We start from the raw sequence: 23,148 nt of genomic DNA, 5'->3' as shown, positions 1-23,148 counted from the left end.
CTTCGAGAATGCCGTCTTCACACCGGATGGCACGAATGCCAGATGGTGCATACAGGGAGACATGTCGCAGGCGGAGTTGCCTGCCGCGGATGCCTCGGGGCCTTGGGGACATCGCATGTCGTTGTCCAGGGAACGCTGGGGCCAGCCGGTCATTACGGCAGTCTGGGATCTTGCGAGCGTGTCCTAGCCGTTACCAAGATCCTCAAGGTGAGCGACATGAAAGGGCGCGAGTAAATCCTGCATGCTGGATGCCTCTCATTGAGAGCCATCGCGGCCGCTATCATCGCCGCGCATGAGTCCCGCGCCGCCCAGTTTCCCGATCACCCCGCTGCTCCCCGACATCCGCGCGTCGCTGGAAGCGACGCCGCGGCTGGTGCTGGAGGCGCCGCCGGGCGCGGGCAAGACCACCCAGGTGCCGCTGGCCCTGCTCGACGCGCCGTGGCTGGATGGCCGCAAGGTCGTGGTGCTGGAGCCGCGCCGGATCGCCGCGCGGGCCGCCGCGCAGTTCATGGCGCGGCAACTGGGCGAGGAAGCGGGGCAGACGGTGGGCTACCGCATCCGCTTCGAATCGAGGGTGGGCGCGGCCACGCGCATCGAAGTGGTCACCGAAGGCATCCTCACCCGCCTGATCCAGGACGATCCCGAGCTGGCCGGCGTCGGCGCGATCCTGTTCGACGAATTCCACGAACGCCACCTCGCCGGCGATCTCGGCGCCGCGCTGGCGCTGGACGTGCAGGCCACGCTGCGGCCTGATCTTCGGCTGGTGGTGATGTCCGCCACCCTGGACGGCGAACGCATCGCGCGCTGGCTGGATGCGCCGCGGCTCACGAGTCCCGGCCGCAGCTTCCCGGTGCGCATCGAATATCCACCGGCGCGCACGCAGGAGAGCGTGGAGCACCAGCTCGCGCGCGTGGTGAAGCTGGCGCTGACGGAAAACGACGGCGACGTGTTGGCGTTCCTGCCGGGGCGGCGCGAGATCGCGCGGGCGCAGGCGATCCTGGAAGGAACCGTTGCGAACGACGCCGCGCTTTTGCCCTCCTCTACGGGAGAGAGAGGGGAAAGCGTGCGCATCGAAGTCGTGCCGTTGCACGGCGAGTTGTCGCTGGCGGAGCAGCAATGGGCCTTGTCGCCCGCCGAACCCGGCACCCGGCGCATCGTGCTGGCCACCAACGTGGCCGAGTCCAGCGTCACCTTGCCGGGCATCCGCGCGGTGATCGACACGGGCCTTGCGCGCGAGCCGCGCTTCGATCCGAACTCCGGCTTCACGCGGCTGGAAACCGTGACCATCGCTCAGGCCTCGGCCGACCAGCGCGCGGGCCGCGCGGGTCGCGTGGCGCAAGGCACGGCCTACCGCCTGTGGCCGCAGAGCAAGCGGCTGGACCCCGCGCGCACGGCGGAGATCGCGCAGGCGGAACTGTCCGGCCTCGCGCTGGAGCTGGCGGCGTGGGGTACCAGCGAACTGCCGTGGCTGGATGCGCCTCCCACTGGCGCGCTGGCGCAGGCGCGCGAACTGCTGGCGAACCTCGGCGCGCTGGACGATGACGGCCGCATCGCCGCGCTGGGCCGGCGCATGCTGGAGCTGGGTGCCACGCCGCGTCTCGGCGCCGCCGCGCTGCGCGCGCCGGACACGTTGCGGCCACTGGTCGCCGACCTGCTGGCGCTGATGGAGGCGCGCTCGCCACTGCGCGGCGAGCAGGGCCGCAGCGACGACTTCCGCGTGCGCGTGGCGGCGCTGCATGCCTGGCGCGACCGCCGCAGCCACGGTGCCGATGCGGGCGCGCTGGCCGCGGTCGAGCAGGCCGCGAAAGGCTGGCGCAGGCGCCTGGATGTGCGCAGCGCCGCCAGCGGCACCCCGGACAGCCACGCGGTGGGCGACCTGCTGCTGCACGCCTTTCCCGACCGCATCGCGCGCCGCGACGAGGGCAATCCCTTGCGCTACACGCTGGCCAACGGTCGTGGTGCGCGCCTGCACGAGAACACCGCCCTGCTGGGTGAGCCCTGGCTGGTGGCGCTGGACCTGCGCTTCGAGGCGCGCGACAGCCTGATCCTCGCCGCGGCGCCGTTCGATCCGGGCACGCTGGAGCGCGACTACCCGCAGCGCTTCGTGCGCGAACGCGTGCTGCGCTGGAACGGCGCGCGCGACGCCGTGGAGGCGTTCGAGGAGCGCCGCTACGCGGCCATCGTGCTGGAACGCCGCAGCGCTCCGGTGCAGCCGGAGGACGCGCTGCCCGCGCTGCTGGCGGCGATCCGCAGCCAGGGACTGGGCGCGTTGCCCTGGAGCGAACACGCGCAGCGCCTGCGCCTGCGCATGCAGGCCTTGCGCGGCTGGATGCCGGAGCTGGGCCTGCCCGACGTTTCGGATGTCCATTTGCTGGCCACCCTGGAGGACTGGCTGGCGCCATACCTGCACGGCAAGCGCCGGCTCGACGCGCTGGCGCCGGAAGAGTTGTCGCAGGCGCTGGCGGCCATGCTCGATCGAGCGCAGCGCCAGGCGCTGGAGGTGCAGGCGCCGGATGCACTCGTCGTACCCAGCGGGCAGGTGCGCCAGCTGGAATACGCACCCGACGCGCCACCGGTGCTGGCGGTGAAGCTGCAGGAACTGTTCGGCCTCGCCGACACCCCGCGCGTGGGCGGCGGCCGCGTGCCGGTGACCCTGCACCTGCTGTCGCCCGCGGGCCGGCCGATCCAGGTCACCCAGGACCTGCGCGGTTTCTGGGAGCGCACCTACCCCGAGGTGAAGAAGGAGCTGAAGGGGCGTTACCCGAAGCATCCGTGGCCCGACGATCCGTGGACGGCCACCCCCACGCACCGGGCCAAGCCGCGCGGCACGTGACAGGCGGATCCCTTCCCTGCGGCCGGGCAGGGCGGGGCGGGGCGGGAGAGTCTTCATCCATCGGCGGACATCCCGCCGTCGCCTACACCTCGGCCTTGAACGTGCGGCCCAGCGCCGGCCCCACGCCGTAGTAGTGGCGGAACACGTAGAACAGCGGACGGTAGCGGCGCGGATCGATGTGCGAGCTGCCAGGCACCACGATGTCGGCATGCGCGTGCACGCGGCACACTTCCAGCTCCAGCGCGGTGTAGCCGCCGGCGCTGTCGCGCCAACCCTCAAGAGGGTGGTCGGTGGCACGCAGCAGGCGCGCCTCCAGTTGCAGCGGCGCTTCGGCGATGCGTGGCGCGCCCACCCGCACGGAGGGCAGCGCGTGCCAACCGGCCAGGGCGAACTTGTCCGCCTCGTGGCGATAGCCCCGTTTCCACGCCGGTACCGGGTCGTGGCCGGTGGTGGGCGCCAGCCGTTCCACCGCTTCCTGCATCGACTCGGCGGCAAGGTTGAGCACGCACTCGCGTTCGCGCAGCAGGTTGGCCAGGCCCTGGCCGCCGCCGGACAGGCCTATCGTCACGCGGTCGGCGAGCGCCCAGGCCGAGGACATCGGCGTGATGTTGGCCGAGCCGTCGGGATTGCGCGTGGTGATCAGCAGCACGGGCGTACCGAAATACAGGATCGATGGGGTGATCTGAAGCGTGTCGGGGGCGTGGTAGATGTCCATGCCGGCAGTGTCGCTGCGGCATCTGGCCGATGTTTCGCCGCATGGCGAAACGAGCGCGCAGGGTGGGCACTAGACTGCGCGCATGAGCCGCGCCGACATCCCCAACCGCTATCAGCTGGCCGAGTTCGGTGCCCTGTTGGCGGAGCCCGCGCGCGCGGCGATGCTGCTGGTGCTGCTGGACGGCAGCGCGCGGCCCGCCGGTGAGCTGGCGCGCGTCGCCGGCGTGGGCGCGGCCACCGCCAGCGCACACCTGAAGCGCCTGCTGGACGGTGGGTTGCTCGCGGTGCAGGTGCAGGGGCGGCACCGCTATTACCGCCTCGCCAGCGACGAGGTGGCGGCGTGGCTGGAGGCGATGGCGTTGCCGATCCCTCCGCGGGTGCCGCGACCGCAGGGCAGCGATCCCGCGCTGTGCCGCGCACGCACCTGCTATCGCCATCTCGCCGGCGAGCTCGGCGTGGCGATGTGCACCACGTGGCTGGAGCACGGCTGGCTGCGGTCCACCGGCGACGGTTTGCGCCTGCAGCTGCCCGCGGTCGAGGCGCTGATGGGCGTGGGCTGGCAAGCGGAATCCGCCGGACGGCTGCTGCGCCTGCGCGGGCGCGGCTGTGTCGACTGGACCGAGCGCCGACTGCACCTGGGCGGCCCGCTGGGCGTGGCGCTCACCGACGCGATGCTGGCCGCCGGCTGGCTGCGCCGCGCCAGCCGCAGCCGCGCCCTGCTGCCCAGCGCCGACGGCCTGCGCCGCCTCGCACAGCTGGGCGTGCGGCTGGATTGAAGGCGCTGTCGACGCGGATTTCATTGGCTGCGCGGTTTGATGGGCATCCCCATATTCGGAGGCCTGCCCATGAAACCGCATGGTGTATTCGTCGCGTTGGCGCTGCTCACGCCGCCGATGCTGGTCCATGCCTCGTGTGACGCGGTCAAGGCGAGCATCGACGCGAAGCTCAAGGCCAAGGGGCTGGAGGGCTACACGCTGACGGTGGTGGCGCACGACGAACCGGCCGGCGATGGCAAGGTGGTCGGCCAGTGCGAAGGCGACAAGCAGATCGTCTACAAGAAAGGCACGGGCGCCGCCGGCGAGGCGGGAGGCGGAACCACGCCGGCGCAGCCGCCCGCCCGGATGCAGGCGAAGCCCGCCATGAACAAGGAATCGTCGGGCATGCCACGCAAGAGCGACGAGCCGCAGCCGGCCGTGCCCTCGTCCGGTGGCGGCTGAGCCTCAGGGTTTCGCGGCGGCGGGCGGTGAGCGATCGAAGCTGCCGGCGTCGCCGGGGAACACCACCGGGCTCTCGTAGCCGTCGGCCGAGACTGCCGACACGCCGAAGAACCCGTCGTCGATCACCGTGTCCTTGAGCACGGCGCGACTGACGTCGCCCACCGGTCGGGCGTGTTGCCATTGCGCCGCGGTGGTGTCGCGCCAGTGCACGCGGTAGCCCGCGGCGCCAGGTACCTTGCGCCAGTCCAGCACGGTATCGGTGGTCACTGCGCCGTGGATGTCCACGCCGCCGGGTGGCGCGGGCGCGCGGCCCAGCGCGGCCATGGTGATCGCGTCGAGCGCGGTGACGCGCGCGAGATACCGGAAGTCGATGCCGGCGAGGGTATCGCCGTAGTGCACACCATGCTCGGTGCGCAGATCCTGGTGCTGGCGGGCGTAGTCCTCGTGCGCCTCGGTGACGCGCACCGCGGGATAGCCGGCTTCGAGGAACCGCACCTGGTCGCCGCCGCGGCCGTAGCGGTCGGTACGGTAGACCATGCGTACGCGGAAATCCGGCAGGTACCGTTCGGCGAGCTGCGCCATGGTGCGCGCGAGGTTGCGCGAGGGCGAGTCAAGCTCGCCGCCGTGGTAGCGCCGGTACGCCGCCTGCGCGGGCGTCTCGTTGGTTTTCGTGCCTTCGGAGAACACCCGCACCACGGTGCCATCGATGACACCGTTCCCGCCGCGGCTGTTGCCCACGATGTCGTTGTTGAGCTCGGCCTCCACCCGCCAGCCATGCGCGACCGCGTAGTCGGCCAGCACCTTGCCGCCATACAGGCCCTGTTCCTCTCCGGACAGCGCGGCGAACACCAGGGTGGCGCGGTTGTCCTGCTTGGCCAGCAGTCGCGCCGCCTCGATCACCGCCGCCACGCCGGAGGCGTCGTCGTTGGCGCCGGGCGCGTCGCTGGTGGCGTTCATCACGTCGCTGACGCGGGAATCCAGGTGTCCGGTGATCACGATCACGCGCTGCGGATCTGCGCTGCCGCGCTTGATCGCCACCACGTCCATCACCTCGGTGGGCTGCGGGATGCGCTTGCCGGTGAAGGTCTGCGTAGGCGTGACGACTTCAAGGCAGCCCCCGCAGTCGCGCGAGATCGCCGCGAAGCGCGCCTGCACCCAGCGCCGCGCCGCGCCGATGCCGCGCGTGGCGGATTTCGTGTCGGACAGCGTGTGGCGGGTGCCGAAGCCCACCAGGGCGGTGATGGTGGTGCGCAGCTCGGCCGCGCTGGGCGCCATGCCAAGCGCGCGCAATTCCGGGTGATCGCGCGGCGCGGCAGGCCACTGGGCGGCATGGGCGGGCAAGGTGGCGCACAGGACGATCCAGCACCCGGTCGACAGGATCCGACGCATCGCGGTTGCGCTCCGGCGGCGGTCGGTCCGGCGGGCCGAGTCCGGCGTGTTGCAGCAGGCCGGCTTTGGAATGTCCGCCGTGGCCGGTTGATCGATCCATTGCGGCCACCATATCGCAACTTCGTGCAAGGCGTCGGCCCTTGCCATTGAAGCAGGGATTGGCGGACTGGATCGATTGGAACGAGATAATCGAAAATAATTGCCGACTGGTCATTTGACGCGAATGAAGGCGTCTGGCTGCAGAAATCGCTTCTTGTTGCGCAGGCGGCCGTGCTTCTCCGGCTCTGGGGCGGCTCTGGAGCGGCACGGGAGAAGGGTTTGCGGTTGCGTCGGCATCGTGGCCATGCGCAGGAAATCGAATGTAATCACGGTTTCCATCGCTTTTTCATGCGTCAAAACTCAACATGAAGCTTGCGTAAATGATTTGTGTGTCGCCGTTACGCATTTGCGCTTTTTGATATTGACGGGTGCAAATCCGATTGCTTAGCTTTGGGTAATTCGCCACGGGGAGCGTCGGCGAATGGTTCCGGATGGCGCCTGCGGGGGCGAGCGTCGTCGAGCTGAGCCCAAGGCCGGCCGCGAGAGGGAATCTCTCGGGGGGACGGTGGCCGCAATGGGCGCTCGGGAATCGTCTGGCAAGCAGAAAACGGCGTCGCACGGGGGTGCGACATGTGATTGCCACGGGGTCATGCGGCCGCGTCAGGTCCGTTTGTCCCGAAAATCCGGGGAGTCGTTCATGCCTCACCTCCGCCCGACAGCACGGGCTGCCGCCATCGCCTCGGCGGCTTCCTGCGCATCCGCGCAGTCGACCCATTCCACCAGCGGCACACCACCCGGCGCGATACCCATGCCTGCCCTGGTACAGGCTACGGGATCCCGGGGAGGGCGCGTGACCGGTCGCGCGTCGTCGCATTGCGGCGACCAGGGCGCGCCCGACGGCTGGAGCCCCACGTTCTGACGAAAGACACGGCGCGCAGGGATGCGCGCCGTTTCCGTTCCGGGGCGTGAGCGACTGCAACCTGCCCGGGACGGTCGACATGGGACGTGCCAGCAACCGCAAACGACGGTGCCTGCATGCGGGGGCGTGCACAGGGGCACCCAACATACCTTTTGGGGAGTTCAAATGAAGCAGATCGTTCTCAAGACGCTCGCTGCATCGGTCCTGTTCGGACTGGTGGCGGGCCCGGCGATGGCGCAGGACAACCACGGCCTGTCGTCGGAGTTCAATCCGTACGCGCCGGCCTTCGGGCACAGCTACCGCCACGGTGCGGTGCCGACGCGCGAAGTGCACCAGAAGATGAAGCACTACCGCGACACGCACGCGTCGACCGCGACCACGGCGACCAGCTCGAACACGCTGACCTACAACGGCGGCATCGACGGCGTGGGCGTGATGGACGGCCACGTGAAGGTCTACATCGTGTACTACGGCAACCAGTGGGGCACGCAGAGCACGAATGCCAAGGGCGACGACGTGTTCAGCGGCGACTCCTACGGCGCCGCGGCAGTGGCCGAGGAGATGTTCAAGGGCATCGGCACCGGCAACGAACTGTGGTCGGCCGACCTGACCCAGTGGTGCGACGGCCCGAACGTGGCCTCGGGCGCCACCAGCTGCCCGTCGAACGCGAGCTTCGTGCCCTACCAGACCGGCGGCGTGCTGGCCGGTGTCTTCTACGACAACGCGGCGGCGGCGCCCAGCGCGCCGACCGCGACCGACCTGGCGAACGAGGCGATCAAGGCGGCGGCGCACTTCGGCAACACCGCGGCCGGCTCGAACCGCTACACCTACTACATCATCATGTCGCCGCACGGCACCGACCCGGACAACTACCAGAGCCCGACCCAGGGCTACTGCGCGTGGCACAACTACACCACCTCGTCCTACGGCGACATCGCGTACAGCAACCAGCCGTACAACATGGACATGGGTTCGAGCTGCGGCGTGGGCTTCGTGAACTCGGGCTCGGCCGGCAACCTGGACGGCTGGACGATGACGCTGGGCCATGAATGGCACGAGATGATGTCGGACACCTATCCGGCGGGCGGCTGGACGAACGCGAGCAGCGGCCAGGAGAACTCGGACGAGTGCGCCTGGATCGCGGCAGGCCAGCCGGGCGGTGCGGCAAACGTGGCGATGGGCACGGGCACCTTCACCGAGCAGGCGAGCTGGTCGAACGACACCAACTCCTGCGCGATCTCGCATCCGATCGTGAATGGCGGCGGTGGCGGCAGCGGTTCGCCGGTGGCGAACTTCACCGACACGGTGAGCGGCCTGACCGTGAACTTCACCGATGCCTCCACCGACACGGGCAGCACGATCAGCGCGTATTCGTGGACCTTCGGTGATGGCGCAACTTCGACCACGGCGAACCCGAGCCACACCTACGCGGCGGCGGGTACCTACAGCGTGACCGAGACGGTGACCGACAGCACCGGCGCGACCAACAGCAAGACCGCTTCCGTGACCGTTTCCAGCGGCAGTGGCGGCGGTGGCGGCACGTTCAGCAGCACCGATACGCCGGTGACGATCGGCGACAACGCCACGATCCAGGACAGCATCGCGGTGAGCGGCGTATCGGGCAATGCCCCGTCCACGCTCAAGGTAAACGTGAACATCACGCACAACTGGTCGGGCGACCTGGAGATCGACCTGATCGCGCCGGATGGCACCTCGTACACGCTGCAGTCGCCGGACTACAACAACGACGGCAACATCAACACCACCTACACGGTGAATGCGTCGGCGGACGCGGCGTCGGGCACCTGGCAGTTGCAGGTGATCGACAACGACCCGTGGTACAGCGGCGACGCAGGCACGCTGAACAGCTGGAGCCTGCAGTTCTGACGGAAGGCGCGGCGCGCAGGGATGCGCGCCGTTTTCGTTCCGGGGTGCGGCGCGACCGCATCGTGCCACCGGAGTTTCGACATGGGACGTGCGATCCCTGGCCCGGCACGCATGGTGCGTGCCGGGACAATCACACCAACACTCGGGGGAGTGCAAATGAAACACATCGCAATCAAGGCCATCGCTGCGTCCGTCCTGCTCGCTCTGGCCGGCGGGATGGCCATGGCCCAGTCCAGCAATGGCGCACCACCGGAACTCAACCCTTACGCACCTGCCAGCGGGCATGCCTATCGCCATGGCGCGATACCCACCCGCCCGGTGCAGGAGCTGATCCACAAGTACATGGCTGCACAGAAGGTCAGGCGCAGCACAAACACGCTGGCTTACGGTGGCGGCACCAGCGGCGTAGGCGTGATGGACAGCCACGTGAAGGTCTACGTCGTGTACTACGGAAGCCAGTGGGGCACGCAGACCCTCAACGCCAAGGGTGACGACGTGTTCTCCAACGACTCCTACGGTGCCGCGGCGGTGGCCGAGGAGATGTTCAAGGGCATCGGTACCGGCAGCGAATTGTGGTCGGCCGATCTGACCCAGTGGTGCGATGGCGCGGGCGTGGCCTCAGGCGCCACCAGCTGCCCGTCGAACGCGAACTTCGTGCCGTACCAGACCGGCGGCGTGTACGCGGGTTCCTGGTACGACAATTCGGCCGCGCCCAGCGCACCAACCGCGACCGACCTGGCCAACGAGGCGATCAAGGCGGCGGCGCACTTCGGCAACACCGGACAGGGTTCGAACCGCTACACCTACTACATCATCATGTCGCCGCACGGTTCCGACCCGGACAACTACCAGAGCCCCACCCAGGGCTACTGCGCGTGGCACGATTACACCACCTCGTCGTACGGCGACATTGCCTACAGCAACCAGCCCTACAACATGGACCTGGGCGCGAGCTGCGGCGTGAACTTCGTGAACTCGGGCTCGGCCGGCAAGTTGGACGGTTGGACGATGACGCTGGGCCACGAGTGGCACGAGATGATGTCGGACACCTATCCGGCGGGTGGCTGGACCAATCACCGCACCGGTGCCGAGAACTCGGACGAGTGCGCCTGGATCGCGGCGGGCCAGGCGGGCGGTGCGGCGAACGTGGCGATGGGCACGGGCACCTTCACCGAGCAAGCCAGCTGGTCGAACGACACCAACTCCTGCGCGATCTCGCACGCGATCCTGCATTGAGTGCCGCGTAGGCGCGCAGGGCGCGCGCCGAACGCGGATACACCCTGGCCCGGCCGGCGACGGCCGGGCCTTTTTGTGCCCACCCTCCCTGCCTGGCGTGCTCGCGGCCGTCGCTGGCGCGATGTCAAAATCGCTCCCGGCGATTTTCCGCGTCTGTGCCCAGCCGGCATGCGACCATGCGCGGATGACGACGAGCACTCCATCGCGCCTGGCGATCATCGGCGGTGGCCCGGCCGGCCTGATGGCGGCCGAGGCCGCCCGCGCGGCCGGCCTCCGGGTCGACGTCTATGATGCGATGGGCTCGGTGGGCCGGAAATTCCTGCTTGCCGGCAAGGGCGGGCTCAACCTCACCCACGGCGAGCCGTTCGCACGCTTCGTCGAGCGCTACGGCGAACGCCGCGACGAGATCGCGCGCTGGCTGCGCGCCTTCGATGCCGAGGCGCTGCGCGCGTGGGCGCACGGGCTGGGCGTGGAGACCTTCACCGGCAGCTCGAGTCGGGTGTTTCCCGCCGACATGAAGGCGGCGCCGCTGCTGCGCCGCTGGCTGCACCGGTTGCGCGCCGACGGCGTGACCTTCCACATGCACCACCGCTGGCTGGGCTGGAGCGACGACGGCGCGCTGCTGCGCTTCGCCGCGCCGGAGGGCGAGCGCCTCGTCGCCGCCGACGCCGCGGTGCTGGCGCTGGGCGGCGCAAGCTGGCCCAAGCTCGGTTCCGACGGTGCCTGGGTGGCACTGCTGCGTGCCGCCGGCGTCGACGTCGCGCCCCTGCAAAGCGCGAACTGCGGTTTCGAGATCGCGTGGAGCGAACACCTGCGCACGCGCTTCGCCGGCGCGCCGCTCAAGGCGGTGACGGCACACTGGACAGATCGCCACGGCGTCGCGCAGGCGCGGCAGGGCGAATGCGTGCTCAGCGAGTACGGCATCGAGGGCAGCCTGGTCTACGCGGTGGGCCCGGCGCTGCGCGAGCGGATCGCCCGGGATGGCGAGGCGCTGCTGCGGCTGGACCTGGCGCCGGGCCTGCCGCGCGGCGCGCTCGCGGGACGGCTGGCCGCCCCGCGCGGCAAGCGCAGCCTGGGCGACTGGCTGCGCCGCCGCGCGCATCTCGACGCGGCCAAGTGCGCGCTGGTGTTCGAGGGCGCGGACAAGGCCGTGCTCGCGGATCCGGCCGCGCTCGCGGCGCGGATCAAGGCGTTGCCCCTCGTTTTGCGGGCACCGCGCCCGCTGGCGGAGGCGATCAGCACGGCCGGCGGCGTGCGGCTGGAGGCGCTGGACGATCGGCTGATGCTGCGTGCGCGGCCGGGCACGTTCTGCGCCGGCGAGATGCTGGACTGGGAGGCGCCCACCGGCGGTTACCTGCTTGCCGCCTGTTTCGCAAGCGGCCTGCTCGCCGGACGCGGCGCGGCGCATTGGCTGCAGCGCCGGGCGGGTGCCTGAGCTTGCCCTCGCCGGGTAGCGGCGCCTCCGACCTTTAGCCGTCGGGATGGTGAGGGCGAGGCGCGGCGTCTGCGACGGGTTTCTCCGCCCGCCTCCCGGTCCGGCAGCGGATCAGCCGTGCGAGGGCGCCCCGGCCAGCCGTCCCAGCCGCAACTCCAGCCAGCGACCGACATCCGGCCATTCGTGGTCGAGGATGGAATAGCACACAGTGTCGCGCAGGCTGCCGTCGGGACGGCGGCGGTCGGCGCGCAGCACGCCGTCGCGGTGCGCACCAATGCGTTCGATCGCCCGCTGCGAATCGAGGTTGCGGTGGTCGGTATGGAACAGCACCGCCACGCAGCCCAGCGCATCGAACGCATGCGCCAGCAGCAGGCGCTTGCACGCGGTGTTGAGGTGGCTCTTCTGCCAGCGGCGCGCGTACCAGGTGTAGCCGATCGCCAGCCGCGGCAGCTCGGGCGCGATGTCGTAATAGCGGGTGCTGCCCACGATCTCACCGCTGCCCGTTTCACGCACCGCGAACGGCAGCATCGTGCCGTCGCGTTGGCCTTCCAGCGCCTTCTCCACGTACGCGGCGACCCGGCCGGGGGCGGGTACGCTGGTGAACCACAGCTTCCAGAGCTCGCCGTCGGCGGCGGCGGCCTCCAGCGCGGAAACGTGATCGAGGCTCAGCGGTTCCAGCGCGACATGCGCGTCGCGCAGCGGGATCGGGGCGGCGAAAGGCATTGGCGGGGCGCGTTCAGGCGTCGAGGTCGGGGATCAGCTTGCTTTCCAGCCGCGCGATGTGGTCCTTCAGCAGCAGCTTGCGTTTTTTCAGACGGGTGAGCTGCAGCTCGTCGCGGCCGATCGCGCTGGCCAGCTGGTTGATCGCACTGTCGAGGTCGCGGTGCTCCAGCCGCAATTCGGCGAGCAGCTGGGCGGTTTCGGCGTGATCCTGTACCTGCATGGCGGTGTGCGGCGCTGCGGACGGTGCCCTTAGTGTAGCGCCGCCGGAAGCGGGCGGGGCGGCCGGGTACAATGGGCGTCCCTTTCCTCCTGTTCCCGCCATGTCCGCCCTGCCCGAGACCCTTGCCACACCCGCTGCCGAGGTCGAGCGCCTCGCCACCCGGCTGCGCCACCAGGCCGGCAAGGCGATCACGGATTTCCGCATGATCGAGGACGGCGACAAGGTGATGGTGTGCCTGTCCGGCGGCAAGGACTCCTACACCTTGCTGGATATCCTGCTGCAGCTGCAGGCCAGGGCGCCGGTGCGCTTCGAGCTGATCGCGGTGAACCTGGACCAGAAGCAGCCGGGCTTCCCCGAGCATGTGCTGCCGGAGTACCTGCGTTCGCGCGGCGTGCCGTTCCACATCATCGAGCAGGACACCTACAGCACGGTCACCCGGGTGATCCCCGCCGGCAAGACCATGTGCAGCCTGTGCTCGCGGCTGCGCCGCGGCTCGCTGTACACCTGGGCGGCGGCGAACGGCGTCACCAAGATCGCGCTGGGCCACCACCGCGACGACATCCTCGCCACCTTCTTCCTCAACCTGTTCCACCAGGCCAGCCTGAAGGCGATGCCGCCCAAGCTGCGCTCGGACGACGGCCGCCACGTGGTGATCCGCCCGCTGGCCTACTGCCGCGAGAGCGAGATCGCCGAATACGCGGCGTTGCGCGAATTCCCGATCATCCCATGCAACCTGTGCGGCTCGCAGGAGAACCTGCAGCGCAAGCAGGTGCGGCGCATGCTGGACGAGTGGGAGCGCGACTTTCCCGGCCGCAGCGAGACGATGTTCCGTGCGCTGGGCAACGTGGCGCCGTCGCAGCTGGCCGATCGCAGGCTGTTCGATTTCGAGGGGCTGGGGGCGGGCGAACGGGCGGGCGGCGGCGAAATCTGAGATCATCGGGCGTTCGTCCGAATGGACGTCCATACTTCCATACGCAGAACAGCGAGAAATCACGTGTCCATCTTTGCTTCCGTTGAAATGGCCCCCGGCGACCCGATCCTCGGCCTAACCGAAACCTACCTCGCCGATCCGCGCAGGGAGAAGGTGAACCTGGGCGTGGGCATCTACGTGGACGAGCAGGGCAAGGTGCCGGTGCTGGACGCGGTGCGCCAGGTGGAACAGGCGCTGGCGCGCGACAACCTGCCGCGCAGCTACCTGCCGATCGACGGCCTACCCGCGTACAACCGTGCCACCCAGAAACTGCTGTTCGGCGAAGGCGCGCCCATCCTCGAAGCGGGTCGCGTGGCCACCGCGCAGACCATCGGCGGCAGCGGCGCGCTGCGCGTGGGCGCCGACCTGCTCAGGCAGGTGCTGGGCGCGGACGCGAAGCTGGCGATCAGCAATCCCAGCTGGGGCAACCACCACGTGGTGTTCCGCACCGCCGGCTTCCAGTTGATCGACTACCGCTACTACGACGACGCCAGCCACGGCCTCGACTTCGCCGGCATGCTGGCCGACCTCGGCAAGCTGGAGCCCGGCACGGTGGTGCTGCTGCATGCGTGCTGCCACAACCCCACCGGCGTGGACCTGGACGCCGCGCAATGGGCGCAGGTGGTGGCGCTGCTGAAGGATCGTGGCCTGCTGCCCTTCGTGGACATGGCCTACCAGGGCTTCGACAAGAGCGCCACCGAGGACGCCACGGCGGTGCGCCTGCTGGCCGACTCGGGCATCCCCGCCTTCGTGGTGGCGAACTCCTACTCCAAATCGTTTTCGCTGTACGGCGAGCGCGTGGGCGCGCTCAGCTTCGTGGGCGCCGACCGTGACGAGGCCGCGCGGCTGCTGTCGCGCATCAAGACCACCATCCGCGCCAATTATTCCAGCCCGGCCACCCACGGCGGCAAGCTGGTGGCGGGCGTGCTGGAGAGCACCGAACTGCGCGCGCTGTGGGAGCAGGAACTGGGCGCGATGCGCGGCCGCATCCACGCCATGCGCGCGGCCTTCGTGGACAAGCTCGCCGCGCTGGGCGCGCCGGACTTCGGCTTCATCAACAGGCAGGCCGGCATGTTCTCGTACTCGGGCTTGAGCAAGGCGCAAGTGGATCGCCTGCGCGAGGAGTTCGCGATCTATGCGCTCTCCAGCGGCCGCATTTGCGTGGCCGCACTCAATACCGGCAATATCGACTACGTGACCAAGGCGATCGCCGCAGTCTGCCGCTGATCGCCCCGCAAGGCACCGCGAACCGTTCGCGTTGAGCGTAGCCTGCGTAGCGGGCGGAGTCGAAACGCTGCATCCCTTCGACTTCGTCCCTGCGGGGCTACGCTCAGGGCGAACGGTGTTTTTGTCTGCCCCTTTCTGGATTCTGCATGTTCTTCCGCAACCTCACCTTGTTCCGCTTTTCCCCCGCCGTCGCCGACGACCTGAAGCGCCTCGACGAGGCGCTGGGCGAGCACCGCCTGCGCCCCTGCGGGCCGCTGGAGATGTTCACCAAGGGCTTCGTGCCGCCGGTGGGTCGTGGCGAGGACGCACCACTCACCCACGTGGTGAAGCACTGCACCATGGTCACCGTGGGCGGCGAGGACAAACTGCTGCCGGCCGCGGTGGTCAACGACGAGCTGCAGCGCAAGGTGCGCAAGATCGCCGAGGAGGAAGGCCGCAAGGTGGGCGGGCGCGAGCGCAAGCGCCTCAAGGAAGACCTGCTCACCGAGCTGCTGCCGCGCGCCTTCGTGCGTAGCTCGCGGCTGTCGGCCTACGTGGACACCAAGCAGGGCTGGCTGGTGCTGGATACGTCCAGCCGCAAGAGCGCCGAGAACGCGCTGACCCAGATCCGCGAGGCGCTGGGCAGCTTCCCCGGCGTGCCGCTGGCGCCGGAGGAGGGGCCGCGCGTGCTGATGACCGACTGGCTCGCCAACGGCACGCTGCCCGCCGGCCTCGCGTTCGGCGACGAGGTGGAACTGCGCGACCCCGCCACCGCCACCGGCGCGATCGCCAAGTGCCGGCGCCAGGACCTCGATGCGGAGGAGGTGAAGGAGCACCTGCGCAACGGCAAGCAGGTGTTCCAGCTCGGCCTGGTGTTCGACGACCGCATGAGCTTCGTGCTGGGCGAGGACCTGATCGTGCGCAAGCTGAAGTTCCTCGACGTGGTGACGGAGGAACTGGGCGACAGCTTCGAGGACGCCCAGGCCGAGGCCGACGCCGGCTTCGCCCTGCTCACGCTGGAGCTGGAGCGCCTGCTGGCCAAACTGGAAGAATGGTTCGGCTTGCCGCGTCCCAGCGAAGGCTGAGATTGGCTTCAGGGCAGGCTTCCCGGGGGCCGTGACCGCCGACCCTTGCGCCGGGATGCGGTTCTCCCCACATACTGTCCCTCCGGGCACGCCGACCCACGGCGGCGCCCGGACGTACAGGCAGCAGGCTCATGGCGCAGCATCTCGAAGGCGACTGGCTGGAACTGGCGACCGCAGGCGGCAACACCATCCGCGTGCTCAAGGCCGCCCATCCGCGTGCGCGGCGGTTGCGCCTCACCGTCACGCCCAAGGGCGCACGCGTCACTTACCCCGACGGCACCCATCCGGCGCAGGTCAGCGCCTTCCTGCGCCACCACGCCGACTGGCTGGAACAGAAGCTCGACGAGCTGAACCTGATCGTGAAGCCGCTGCCGCCGCTGCGCGTGGGCCACGCCACCACGCTGCCACTGCGCGGCGAGGTGGCCACGCTGGACTGGGCCGACGGCGCCTATCCGAAGATCGAGGCGCAGGCCGAAGGCCTCACCCTGGTGATCCCGCGCCCGCACACGCGCGCCCTGCCGGTGGCGCGCGGCCTGCTGGCTTCGCATTTCGAATCCCTGATCCGCCGCGACGTGGCGCGCTGGCTGGCGTTCTACGTGCCGCAGCTGGGCCTCGCGCCCACTGCGCTCAAGGTGCGGCCGATGAAGAGCCTGTGGGGCAGCCTCGACACCCGCGACCGCATCAACCTCGACCTCGCGCTGGCGCTGGCGCCGCCCCCCGCGCTGCGCTACGTGCTGGTGCACGAACTCTGCCACCTGCGCGTGCGCAGCCACGCACCACGCTTCTGGGCACAAGTGGAAGGCCTGCTGCCCGACTGGCGCGAGCAGCGCGACTGGCTGCGCGTCAACGGCGCCACGCTGAAAGCCGAGCTGGACCGGCTGGTGGCGGATGTGGCGGATTGAGGCCACTGTCGGTGTGACAGCGACTTCGACCGCGACTCTCATCACTGCCGCGCCGCGTTCCTGCCGGAGGCGTTTCAACCGGTTCCACGAACCGGCGGCGCCTGTCTCCGCAGCCGAAAGCGAGCATCGTTGCATCACCCAGTCCGCGACAAACTCGCCCGCGCGGTAGCGCATGGGGCCTGGATATGCCTCCGCCAAGGATGTCGGCTGGCGAGCGATCAGCGCGCGATGGTCCATATTCTCTCGACGTCATCCATGACGGCGATTTTGACGTCGGGGTTCGACAGGTTCGAAACGCATCCGTATCGCATCTCCCCGCGGATGACGTCCCTTCGAAAAGTCGTCGCCCATGTGACGCCGTCCAACGCCGCCGCCGCGTCGTGCTGTGCGGCGTAAATGAAGCCATTGCCGGTGATGCCAGAGAGGAAGTACATGGCAGCGTGCTCCAAGGGCCGTCCCAAGCTGACACCAAGTTCTTCGACGAAAAGGAGCAGGCGAGGGCGCGGAACGGGGCGAAAACCTTTGCTTCAAAGGCACCCATGCCGCAGCTCGCGCGAAGAAACTAACATTCGGAGCCCTGCAACAGCGTATGGTGGCGAAGCTCGATCACACTCCAGTGGTCACTTCGACAAAGCATGCAAGGATGCTCGCGACCAGGAGCGCATGAGTACTCGTCGATCCGATGGTCTGAGTTGTGGACAATGGGCTCTGCTGAGCGAGGTCGTAAAGCGTTGCCCGTTGTCGTTGCGCAGGATAAAACGCCTTGCCGATCTGCGCTGGCTCTGCGAGGCGGGCTTGGTGACGGTGGACCAGACGAGAGTATGTGCGACGCGTCTGGGCTTGGAAGCACTCTGGTACCACAGCCTTCACTGATCGTTGATAAACCACCCTCTTCTGTATCGATCTCCCGGGTCCGGGAGGCCGGTACGGCCTGTGCCTCCCCGTTTGCCAAGGAACTTGCCATGGCGCTACCTACAAAGCCACTCTCGTTATCGGACATCCACGATATCTACGGCGGTTCCGCGAAGAAGCCAGATGCGGCTGGAGCGAAGCCGAGTTATCGGAAAACCGATCGTTTTGCCCGCGACGCAGGCCACTCCGGCTCGGCATCCAGTCGCCCGCCGTCCTCCACTGGGCGAAGGGCGCGCTAGCCACCCGCATGAGGAAGCCCGGGGCAGCGCAACCACTCGCTCGATCCGGGCCAGCGCCAAGTCTTGGCATCGCCTGATCTCCCGGAGCCAGTGCACGTGGTGGGCTGCATGAACGTGCCAGCCTCAGCGGGCCACGTGCGCCATGCGTAGCCGGCCACACGCTCCCTGTACTTCGCTCTCTTTGCAGGGCTTCCAGGACTATCCATGCAGTTTTATGCAGTTCGCAACGAGCGGCCCTCCAGTGGCGGCCCTGCGTATCCCCTGGCGGGGATTGTTCTTGCCAGACCCGGCCGCCGGCACAGTCAGCATTTCAGCCAGCTATTGGCAACGCAATGCCTCACGCGCACCGAAGAACGTTGCCCCTTGGATGACCGCGACGAATCGCCGTGCCGCGGCAGCCTCCTGCACTGCAGCCGGGGCTGCGAAGCCTCTTGCGCATGAACGCGCCAGTCGGCCGCGCCCCGGGTGCAGCACGTTGTTCTACGTGCGAGGCATCTTGCTGCCGCCTCATGGTCGTCCTGCAACCGGACGACGATATCCCCGATCATCTCACCGCCCGCACGCCGAAAGGCCTCCACGTCATGAAGCGTGGCGAGGATGGCTGGTGTGTCGCCTTGAACAGCGCGCGCATGAACTGCGGCATTTATGAAACCCGGCCCGCTGTGTGCCGCCGCTTCGTCATGAACGGTCCCTATTGCAAGGCCGTCCGCGCCGAATACGGTGGTCCCGTTGCCGTCCGCACGAGGCACGAATCGACCAAGTAGGTTTACCGCGCTTCGTATTGTTTTCCCGTGTGCAGCCCGGCAACCGGCACTCGATTACGGCAAGCGAGCAGCGCATGCTGACGGCGTTGCTCCGCTGGAGGCCGCCGCCATGTCTTTTTCCTTCGGCACTGTCGTTGCCTTGATCTGGGCGGCATGGCTGCTGTACTGGCTCGCCAGCGCATTCGGCACCAAGCGCGCCGCGCGGGTGGACAGCCTCGGCACGATGCTGATGTACCGGGTGCCCTTGCTGCTGGGCTTCGTCCTGCTGTCCATGGATCGTCCCCGGGTGGCACTGCACGTGTTGTGGCAGGACTTCCGGCCGGCCGCGGCGGCCTGGGCCTGGCTCGGCCTGCTCCTGCTGCTGGCCGGCCTGGGTTTCGCCTGTTGGGCGCGCGTGGCGCTGGGTCGCAACTGGAGCGCCACGGTGCAGCTGAAGCAGGATCACGAACTGGTTGTGATCGGCCCCTACCGCTGGGTGCGCCATCCGATCTACACCGGCATGTTGCTGGGCCTGCTCGGCACGGCGCTGGTGATCGGCGAGTGGCGCGGCGTGCTGGCGCTGGCGCTGGTCGCCGCAGGCTTCGGGTTCAAGCTGCGCCATGAGGAAGCCTGGATGCGCGAGCGCTTCGGCGCCGCCTACCTGGACTACATGCGGCATACCAAGGCGCTGATTCCCGGCGTGCTGTGACAGCACGACCAGGGTGGATGGACGTCCATCTGCACTTGTAAGCGCGGCGACCTGCGGCGCATGCTCGCCCGACTTATCTGTATCCGCGGGAGTAATGCCAGCCATGAAACACTATTGCTGCCGGTTACTGACGCCCCGCGCCAGCTTTCCCGTCGACATGACCGCTGCCGAGCGGGCACTGATGCAGGCGCACGCCGCGTACTGGCGTGAGCGCATGGGTGAGGGACGGGTGGTGGTGTTCGGCCCGGTGTCCGACCCGTCGGGTCCCTGGGGCCTGCTGGTGCTGCAGCTGACGGATGACATGGAGCCGGCTGCGCTGACCGGCGGCGATCCGGTGATCCGCGCCGACATCGGCTTCCGCTTCGAGATCCATCCGATGCAGGCCGTGCTGCCCGGATCGCCGGGCTGACAGGCTGCGCGTTGTCGAAATACCTGCCACTGGTGCGGCTGTACGAAGGACTGGCAAGCCTCGAGCTCACCGTCGGTGCCTTGGTGGGCCACGCCGTGGCCATGGCCGCGGCGCGCGGCGTGGCACAGGGCTGGGCCCTGCTTCAGGCGATCCCCGCCGAGGCTGAGCGGGAGTACCAACCGTACCGGGCGCTGGCCGCGCATCGCTCCGTGCGCCTGCAACGCCTCGCCACGCCGAAGCCCGCACCGTGCGCGAACACGCGATCGGCCTCTGCGAAGACCCTGCGATGCGGGTGTTCCTGCGGCGGTCTTCGCTGGAACCGCGCTGAGCGCGCTTAGTGCGACAGCGCGAACGCGGTGAGGATCTGCGCGGTTTCGCCGGGCTTCTCCAGTTCCGGCATGTGGCCGCAACCGTTGAGCGTGCTGGTGCTGATCGCGCTGGCGTGCGTCAGGCCGTTGCGCAGGCTGTCCAGCGCCGAGATATCGATCACCTTGTCGTCCCTGCACCACAGGCCCAGCACCGGCATGGTCAGCTGGTCGAGCCGGTTCTGCACGGCGAGGTATTGCGAAGGCTCGCGCAGCTCGTCGAACACCTTGGCGATGAAGGCGTGGTCCCTCACGTTGCGCGCCACCAGCACGTCGACAAAGCGGCCGGGGATGTCGGGCTTGGTATCGAACACCAGTGCGGACGCGCGCCAGAAGCCGGCGCGGTCGGAGAACACGAAGGGGTCCTTGCCGTCCAGCGACTCGCGCGCGAACGCGTTCTCTTTGAACTTCAGTCCGAAGCTGTCCACCAGCGCCAGCTCGCCGACGTGCCTGGGATGCGCGGCGGCGTAGACCCCGGCGATCGCGCCTCCCATCGAGTGGCCCACCAGCAGGAAGCGGCCCAGGCCGAGTGTCTGCACGAAGGTCTGCAGGCGCGCGGCCTGGGCATCGATGTTGTAGCTCGCGTTCGCGTTGCGCGAGGACTCGCCCCAGCCAGGTAGGTCGGGAATGACCAGGCGGAAGTGCGGCGTGAGCTGCTTGGCCACACCCAGCCACACCTCCTTGCTGTCGGCGAGGCCGTGCAGCAGCACGATGGTGGGGCCTTCGCCGCCCTCGTAGTACGACCAGCGCGTGTCCCCGGCCTGCACGGACTTCTTCTCCAGGTGCGCGGCCATCGCCTCGCGCGCGATGTTGGCGCGGAATAGCCACTGCGGCGCGAACAGGTAGCTGCCGCCGAGCAGCACGACCAGCGCCGCCACGACGATGGCAAGGAACTTCAGGCGGCGAAACAACATGCGCTGCCAAAGCGGGCGGGCGGAGGTGTCGGCGGTGGGCATGATCCTGGTCCTGGCGGGATGGCGCCTTCCCCTGCATGCACGGAAAGGCTGGGGCGGATGGCTTCTGGCCGGGCGCCAGGGCACTCCTCCCGGCCTCCCCCTGCGCACAGGGGGAGGGAGTGTCGGTCTTACTTGGCAGCGGCCTGCTTCGCCTTGGCCCTGGCGAACAGCCGCTCTACCGCCTGGCGGGTCAGCGGGTGGTAGCCGTCCTTCGCCTTGGCGTAGACCTGCCCGGCGTAGGCGAGACCAGCGGGCGTCTTCGCGAAGGCGCCGTACACCGGCAGGGTGAGGTAGAGCCGGCCGATGCGGGTCATGTGCTCGGCGGCCGCCGGCCACACGGCCTTGTCGCCGGCGGCGATGGCGTGCACGTACCAGCGCATGCCGATCTCGGCATTGTGGGTGCCGGTGAGATGCCAGGCGGCATCGATGGCTTGCACCTGTTCGAGCTTCGGCACGTCGGGCAGGCGGTCGAGGAAGTACATCCACTCCTGCGTGTTCCAGCCCTTCGCGTCCAGTTTCGCGGCGGGCAGGGTGCCGGCGAGGAAGGCGCTGCGCTGCCGGTCGATCGCGTCGAACTGCGGCGAGTCCGGGATCGGCGCGTCCTTCGGGATGCCGGTGCCGTAGACCCAGTCCTGCACCTCGGCCCAGCTCATCTTGCCGGGGTATTTGTCGATCAGCCCGGGCTTGAGGTAGGCCAGCATCTGCTCGGTGGTGATGCTGTGCCAGGCGTAGTGGTCGAAGTAGCCCTTGAGCCAGGTGTCGAACTCCTTGCGGCCGAAGCGCTGCTCCAGCGTGCGCAGGAACCAGGAGCCCTTGCTGTAGGCCACGTCGGACAGCGAGTCGTCGCCGCCGAGGCCCTTGGGGTCGGGGGCGAGCTTCTGCGCGTTCCCGGGCATCGCGACGATGTCCTTCTGCAGCGCGCGGATCGCCAGCAGGTCTTCCTCCGTGGCCTGGCGCCTGCCGTACAGCGCCTCGGTGATGCGGCCCTGCACGTAGGTGGTGAAGCCCTCGTTGAGCCAGATGTCGCGCCAGGTAGCGGCGGTGACCAGGTTGCCGGACCAGGAGTGCGCCAGCTCGTGCGAGATCACGCTGACCAGGCTCTTGTCACCCACGATGATGGTGGGCGTGGCGAAGGTCATGTCCGGGTTTTCCATGCCGCCGTAGGGAAAGGAAGGCGGCAGCACCAGCAGGTCGTAGCGGCCCCAGCGGTAGGGGCCGTACAGCGACTCGGCGGTCGCTATCATCTTCTCGGTGTCGGCGAACTCGCGCGCGGCGCCGTCCACCACCGAGGGTTCGGCATACACCGCCGAGCGCGGGCCGGTCTCCTTCACCGCGATGTCGCCGGCGGCGATCGCCAGCAGGTAGGAGGGGATCGGATGCGGCTGGTCGAAGCGGAAATCGCCGTCGAGCGGGTGCTTCGCGTCGTTCAGCGCACTCATCACCACGCGGATGTTTTTCGGCGCGGCGACATGGGCGTCGTAGGTGAAGCGGATCGCCGGCGAATCCTGCAGCGGCACCCAGGAGCGCGCATGGGTGGATTCGGACTGCGAGAACATGAAGGGCGCCTGCTTGTCTGCCGTCTGCGCGGGAGGCAGCCACTGCAGGCCGGTGGCATCGGGCGAGGTGACGTAGGCGATGCGCACCTGCGCCGGATGCATCGGCGCCTCGATGGTGAGCTTGCTGCCCATCGCCTTCACCGCTGGCGCCAGCGCGTACTTCAAGGGCCGCGTCTTGCCGTCCGCAGCCACCGCCTCGACCGAGGCGATCTTCAGCGCGCTGGTGTCCAGCACCAGGGCGGGCGCCTGCAGGTTCTTCCAGTCCAGCTTCAACGTGGCCACGCCATCCAGCTGCCGGTGCGGGAAGTCGATTTTCAGGTCCAGGTCGAGGTGGGTCACCACCACCTGGTCGGGCTGGGCGTAGGAATTCGGGTCGTTGGCGTAGGCCGCCAGCGGTAGCACGAGGGCGCCGAGGGCGAGGACGGGAAGCAGGCGCATGCAGCGGCTCCGGCAGGGAAACGGAAGCGCGGAGTATGCCACCGAC

At 68.8% G+C, this 23,148-nt stretch carries 22 protein-coding genes; 14 read left to right on the top strand and 8 right to left on the bottom strand.

The features are described from left to right. The first annotated feature begins 292 nt into the window (after positions 1-292). Positions 293-2,833 carry an ATP-dependent helicase HrpB gene (hrpB, locus tag AC2EWF_RS17280; protein ID WP_483640628.1) on the top strand — a complete coding sequence of 847 codons (2,541 nt, stop codon included), beginning with the start codon at positions 293-295 and terminating at the stop codon, positions 2,831-2,833. A gap of 82 nt (positions 2,834-2,915) precedes the next feature. Here the strand turns inward: hrpB and AC2EWF_RS17275 are convergent, their stop codons facing one another. Continuing rightward, positions 2,916-3,548, bottom strand: a complete 633-nt coding sequence (locus AC2EWF_RS17275; protein WP_483640627.1) for a flavin reductase family protein — start codon at positions 3,546-3,548, stop codon at positions 2,916-2,918. 82 nt (positions 3,549-3,630) lie between these two features. On the opposite strand from AC2EWF_RS17275, the gene AC2EWF_RS17270 reads away from it, so the two are divergent. Together AC2EWF_RS17270 and AC2EWF_RS17265 are read left to right on the top strand one after the other, a co-directional pair. Beyond that, entirely contained in the window at positions 3,631-4,323 is a 693-nt protein-coding gene (locus AC2EWF_RS17270) for an ArsR/SmtB family transcription factor (protein WP_483640626.1), read from the top strand. Between the two features lie 69 nt (positions 4,324-4,392). Continuing rightward, positions 4,393-4,764 carry a DUF1161 domain-containing protein gene (locus tag AC2EWF_RS17265; protein WP_483640625.1) on the top strand — a complete coding sequence of 124 codons (372 nt, stop codon included), beginning with the start codon at positions 4,393-4,395 and terminating at the stop codon, positions 4,762-4,764. A 3-nt stretch (positions 4,765-4,767) separates the two neighbouring features. Here AC2EWF_RS17265 and AC2EWF_RS17260 read toward each other — a convergent pair whose 3' ends face one another. Next, entirely contained in the window at positions 4,768-6,153 is a 1,386-nt protein-coding gene (locus tag AC2EWF_RS17260; protein WP_483640624.1) for a M20/M25/M40 family metallo-hydrolase, read from the bottom strand. Between the two features lie 210 nt (positions 6,154-6,363). Continuing rightward, on the bottom strand, positions 6,364-6,531 hold the full coding sequence (locus AC2EWF_RS17255; protein WP_483640623.1) for a hypothetical protein: 168 nt from the start codon (positions 6,529-6,531) through the stop codon (positions 6,364-6,366). Between the two features lie 745 nt (positions 6,532-7,276). Between AC2EWF_RS17255 and AC2EWF_RS17250 the strand changes: the two genes are divergently transcribed. The 3 genes from AC2EWF_RS17250 (at position 7,277) to AC2EWF_RS17240 (ending at position 11,669) form a co-directional block, all read left to right on the top strand. Then, on the top strand, positions 7,277-8,998 hold the full coding sequence (locus AC2EWF_RS17250) for a proprotein convertase P-domain-containing protein (RefSeq protein ID WP_483640622.1): 1,722 nt from the start codon (positions 7,277-7,279) through the stop codon (positions 8,996-8,998). 156 nt (positions 8,999-9,154) lie between these two features. Then, entirely contained in the window at positions 9,155-10,234 is a 1,080-nt protein-coding gene (locus AC2EWF_RS17245) for a hypothetical protein (protein WP_483640621.1), read from the top strand. A 184-nt stretch (positions 10,235-10,418) separates the two neighbouring features. Continuing rightward, positions 10,419-11,669, top strand: coding sequence for a TIGR03862 family flavoprotein (locus tag AC2EWF_RS17240; RefSeq protein ID WP_483640620.1), 1,251 nt, complete (start codon positions 10,419-10,421; stop codon positions 11,667-11,669). 111 nt (positions 11,670-11,780) lie between these two features. On the opposite strand, the gene AC2EWF_RS17235 is transcribed toward AC2EWF_RS17240, so the two are convergent. Both AC2EWF_RS17235 and AC2EWF_RS17230 read right to left on the bottom strand, forming a co-directional pair. After that, complete coding sequence (locus AC2EWF_RS17235; protein WP_483640619.1) at positions 11,781-12,392, bottom strand: GNAT family N-acetyltransferase; 612 nt, start codon at positions 12,390-12,392, stop codon at positions 11,781-11,783. A 13-nt stretch (positions 12,393-12,405) separates the two neighbouring features. Then, complete coding sequence (locus AC2EWF_RS17230; protein ID WP_077483207.1) at positions 12,406-12,612, bottom strand: YdcH family protein; 207 nt, start codon at positions 12,610-12,612, stop codon at positions 12,406-12,408. A 100-nt stretch (positions 12,613-12,712) separates the two neighbouring features. On the opposite strand from AC2EWF_RS17230, the gene ttcA reads away from it, so the two are divergent. The 4 genes from ttcA to AC2EWF_RS17210 all read left to right on the top strand — a co-directional run bounded on the left by ttcA (position 12,713) and on the right by AC2EWF_RS17210 (position 16,775). Further along, positions 12,713-13,543 (top strand): tRNA 2-thiocytidine(32) synthetase TtcA, encoded by an 831-nt coding sequence (ttcA, locus tag AC2EWF_RS17225; RefSeq protein ID WP_483640618.1) that lies wholly within the window; start codon positions 12,713-12,715, stop codon positions 13,541-13,543. A gap of 63 nt (positions 13,544-13,606) precedes the next feature. After that, the gene (locus AC2EWF_RS17220; RefSeq protein ID WP_483640617.1) at positions 13,607-14,809 is read left to right on the top strand and encodes an amino acid aminotransferase; all 1,203 of its coding nucleotides are present in this window, start codon (positions 13,607-13,609) and stop codon (positions 14,807-14,809) included. 146 nt (positions 14,810-14,955) lie between these two features. After that, positions 14,956-15,873 (top strand): recombination-associated protein RdgC, encoded by a 918-nt coding sequence (locus tag AC2EWF_RS17215; RefSeq protein ID WP_483640616.1) that lies wholly within the window; start codon positions 14,956-14,958, stop codon positions 15,871-15,873. Between the two features lie 131 nt (positions 15,874-16,004). Then, positions 16,005-16,775 (top strand): M48 family metallopeptidase, encoded by a 771-nt coding sequence (locus AC2EWF_RS17210; protein ID WP_483640615.1) that lies wholly within the window; start codon positions 16,005-16,007, stop codon positions 16,773-16,775. A gap of 218 nt (positions 16,776-16,993) precedes the next feature. Here the strand turns inward: AC2EWF_RS17210 and AC2EWF_RS17205 are convergent, their stop codons facing one another. Further along, entirely contained in the window at positions 16,994-17,209 is a 216-nt protein-coding gene (locus AC2EWF_RS17205; RefSeq protein ID WP_483640614.1) for a TonB-dependent receptor, read from the bottom strand. A 1,154-nt stretch (positions 17,210-18,363) separates the two neighbouring features. Here AC2EWF_RS17205 and AC2EWF_RS17200 point away from each other — a divergent pair. From AC2EWF_RS17200 to AC2EWF_RS17185, 4 genes are all read left to right on the top strand, one after another. Continuing rightward, positions 18,364-18,690 (top strand): YkgJ family cysteine cluster protein, encoded by a 327-nt coding sequence (locus AC2EWF_RS17200; protein ID WP_483640613.1) that lies wholly within the window; start codon positions 18,364-18,366, stop codon positions 18,688-18,690. 109 nt (positions 18,691-18,799) lie between these two features. Then, positions 18,800-19,378 carry a methyltransferase family protein gene (locus AC2EWF_RS17195; RefSeq protein ID WP_483640612.1) on the top strand — a complete coding sequence of 193 codons (579 nt, stop codon included), beginning with the start codon at positions 18,800-18,802 and terminating at the stop codon, positions 19,376-19,378. 103 nt (positions 19,379-19,481) lie between these two features. Further along, a complete protein-coding gene (locus AC2EWF_RS17190) occupies positions 19,482-19,787 on the top strand; it encodes a YciI family protein (protein WP_483640611.1) in 306 nt (101 codons plus the stop codon). A gap of 11 nt (positions 19,788-19,798) precedes the next feature. Then, on the top strand, positions 19,799-20,125 hold the full coding sequence (locus AC2EWF_RS17185) for a hypothetical protein (RefSeq protein WP_483640610.1): 327 nt from the start codon (positions 19,799-19,801) through the stop codon (positions 20,123-20,125). Here the strand turns inward: AC2EWF_RS17185 and AC2EWF_RS17180 are convergent. Next, the gene (locus tag AC2EWF_RS17180; protein WP_483640682.1) at positions 20,122-21,066 is read right to left on the bottom strand and encodes an alpha/beta fold hydrolase; all 945 of its coding nucleotides are present in this window, start codon (positions 21,064-21,066) and stop codon (positions 20,122-20,124) included. The genes AC2EWF_RS17185 and AC2EWF_RS17180 overlap by 4 nt on opposite strands. Positions 21,067-21,236: 170 nt before the next feature. After that, positions 21,237-23,102 (bottom strand): M1 family metallopeptidase, encoded by a 1,866-nt coding sequence (locus AC2EWF_RS17175; protein ID WP_483640609.1) that lies wholly within the window; start codon positions 23,100-23,102, stop codon positions 21,237-21,239. Between the last annotated feature and the right edge of the window lie 46 nt (positions 23,103-23,148).

The organism is Rhodanobacter sp. sgz306013 (assembly GCF_057031145.1).
Note: the sequence above shows the minus strand (reverse complement) of the source record. Positions and strands in the feature narration are given on the sequence as shown.

Coding starts and splice junctions, on each gene's coding strand:
- AC2EWF_RS17205 (WP_483640614.1), bottom strand. CDS start 17,209: ATGTACTTCCTCTCTGGCATCACCGGCAATGGCTTCATTTACGCCGCA.
- AC2EWF_RS17240 (WP_483640620.1), top strand. CDS start 10,419: ATGACGACGAGCACTCCATCGCGCCTGGCGATCATCGGCGGTGGCCCG.
- AC2EWF_RS17260 (WP_483640624.1), bottom strand. CDS start 6,153: ATGCGTCGGATCCTGTCGACCGGGTGCTGGATCGTCCTGTGCGCCACC.
- AC2EWF_RS17210 (WP_483640615.1), top strand. CDS start 16,005: ATGGCGCAGCATCTCGAAGGCGACTGGCTGGAACTGGCGACCGCAGGC.
- AC2EWF_RS17195 (WP_483640612.1), top strand. CDS start 18,800: ATGTCTTTTTCCTTCGGCACTGTCGTTGCCTTGATCTGGGCGGCATGG.
- AC2EWF_RS17235 (WP_483640619.1), bottom strand. CDS start 12,392: ATGCCTTTCGCCGCCCCGATCCCGCTGCGCGACGCGCATGTCGCGCTG.
- AC2EWF_RS17255 (WP_483640623.1), bottom strand. CDS start 6,531: ATGGAAACCGTGATTACATTCGATTTCCTGCGCATGGCCACGATGCCG.
- AC2EWF_RS17250 (WP_483640622.1), top strand. CDS start 7,277: ATGAAGCAGATCGTTCTCAAGACGCTCGCTGCATCGGTCCTGTTCGGA.
- AC2EWF_RS17175 (WP_483640609.1), bottom strand. CDS start 23,102: ATGCGCCTGCTTCCCGTCCTCGCCCTCGGCGCCCTCGTGCTACCGCTG.
- AC2EWF_RS17215 (WP_483640616.1), top strand. CDS start 14,956: ATGTTCTTCCGCAACCTCACCTTGTTCCGCTTTTCCCCCGCCGTCGCC.
- AC2EWF_RS17180 (WP_483640682.1), bottom strand. CDS start 21,066: ATGTTGTTTCGCCGCCTGAAGTTCCTTGCCATCGTCGTGGCGGCGCTG.
- AC2EWF_RS17275 (WP_483640627.1), bottom strand. CDS start 3,548: ATGGACATCTACCACGCCCCCGACACGCTTCAGATCACCCCATCGATC.
- AC2EWF_RS17270 (WP_483640626.1), top strand. CDS start 3,631: ATGAGCCGCGCCGACATCCCCAACCGCTATCAGCTGGCCGAGTTCGGT.
- ttcA (WP_483640618.1), top strand. CDS start 12,713: ATGTCCGCCCTGCCCGAGACCCTTGCCACACCCGCTGCCGAGGTCGAG.
- AC2EWF_RS17190 (WP_483640611.1), top strand. CDS start 19,482: ATGAAACACTATTGCTGCCGGTTACTGACGCCCCGCGCCAGCTTTCCC.
- AC2EWF_RS17230 (WP_077483207.1), bottom strand. CDS start 12,612: ATGCAGGTACAGGATCACGCCGAAACCGCCCAGCTGCTCGCCGAATTG.
- AC2EWF_RS17200 (WP_483640613.1), top strand. CDS start 18,364: ATGAACGCGCCAGTCGGCCGCGCCCCGGGTGCAGCACGTTGTTCTACG.
- hrpB (WP_483640628.1), top strand. CDS start 293: ATGAGTCCCGCGCCGCCCAGTTTCCCGATCACCCCGCTGCTCCCCGAC.
- AC2EWF_RS17245 (WP_483640621.1), top strand. CDS start 9,155: ATGAAACACATCGCAATCAAGGCCATCGCTGCGTCCGTCCTGCTCGCT.
- AC2EWF_RS17265 (WP_483640625.1), top strand. CDS start 4,393: ATGAAACCGCATGGTGTATTCGTCGCGTTGGCGCTGCTCACGCCGCCG.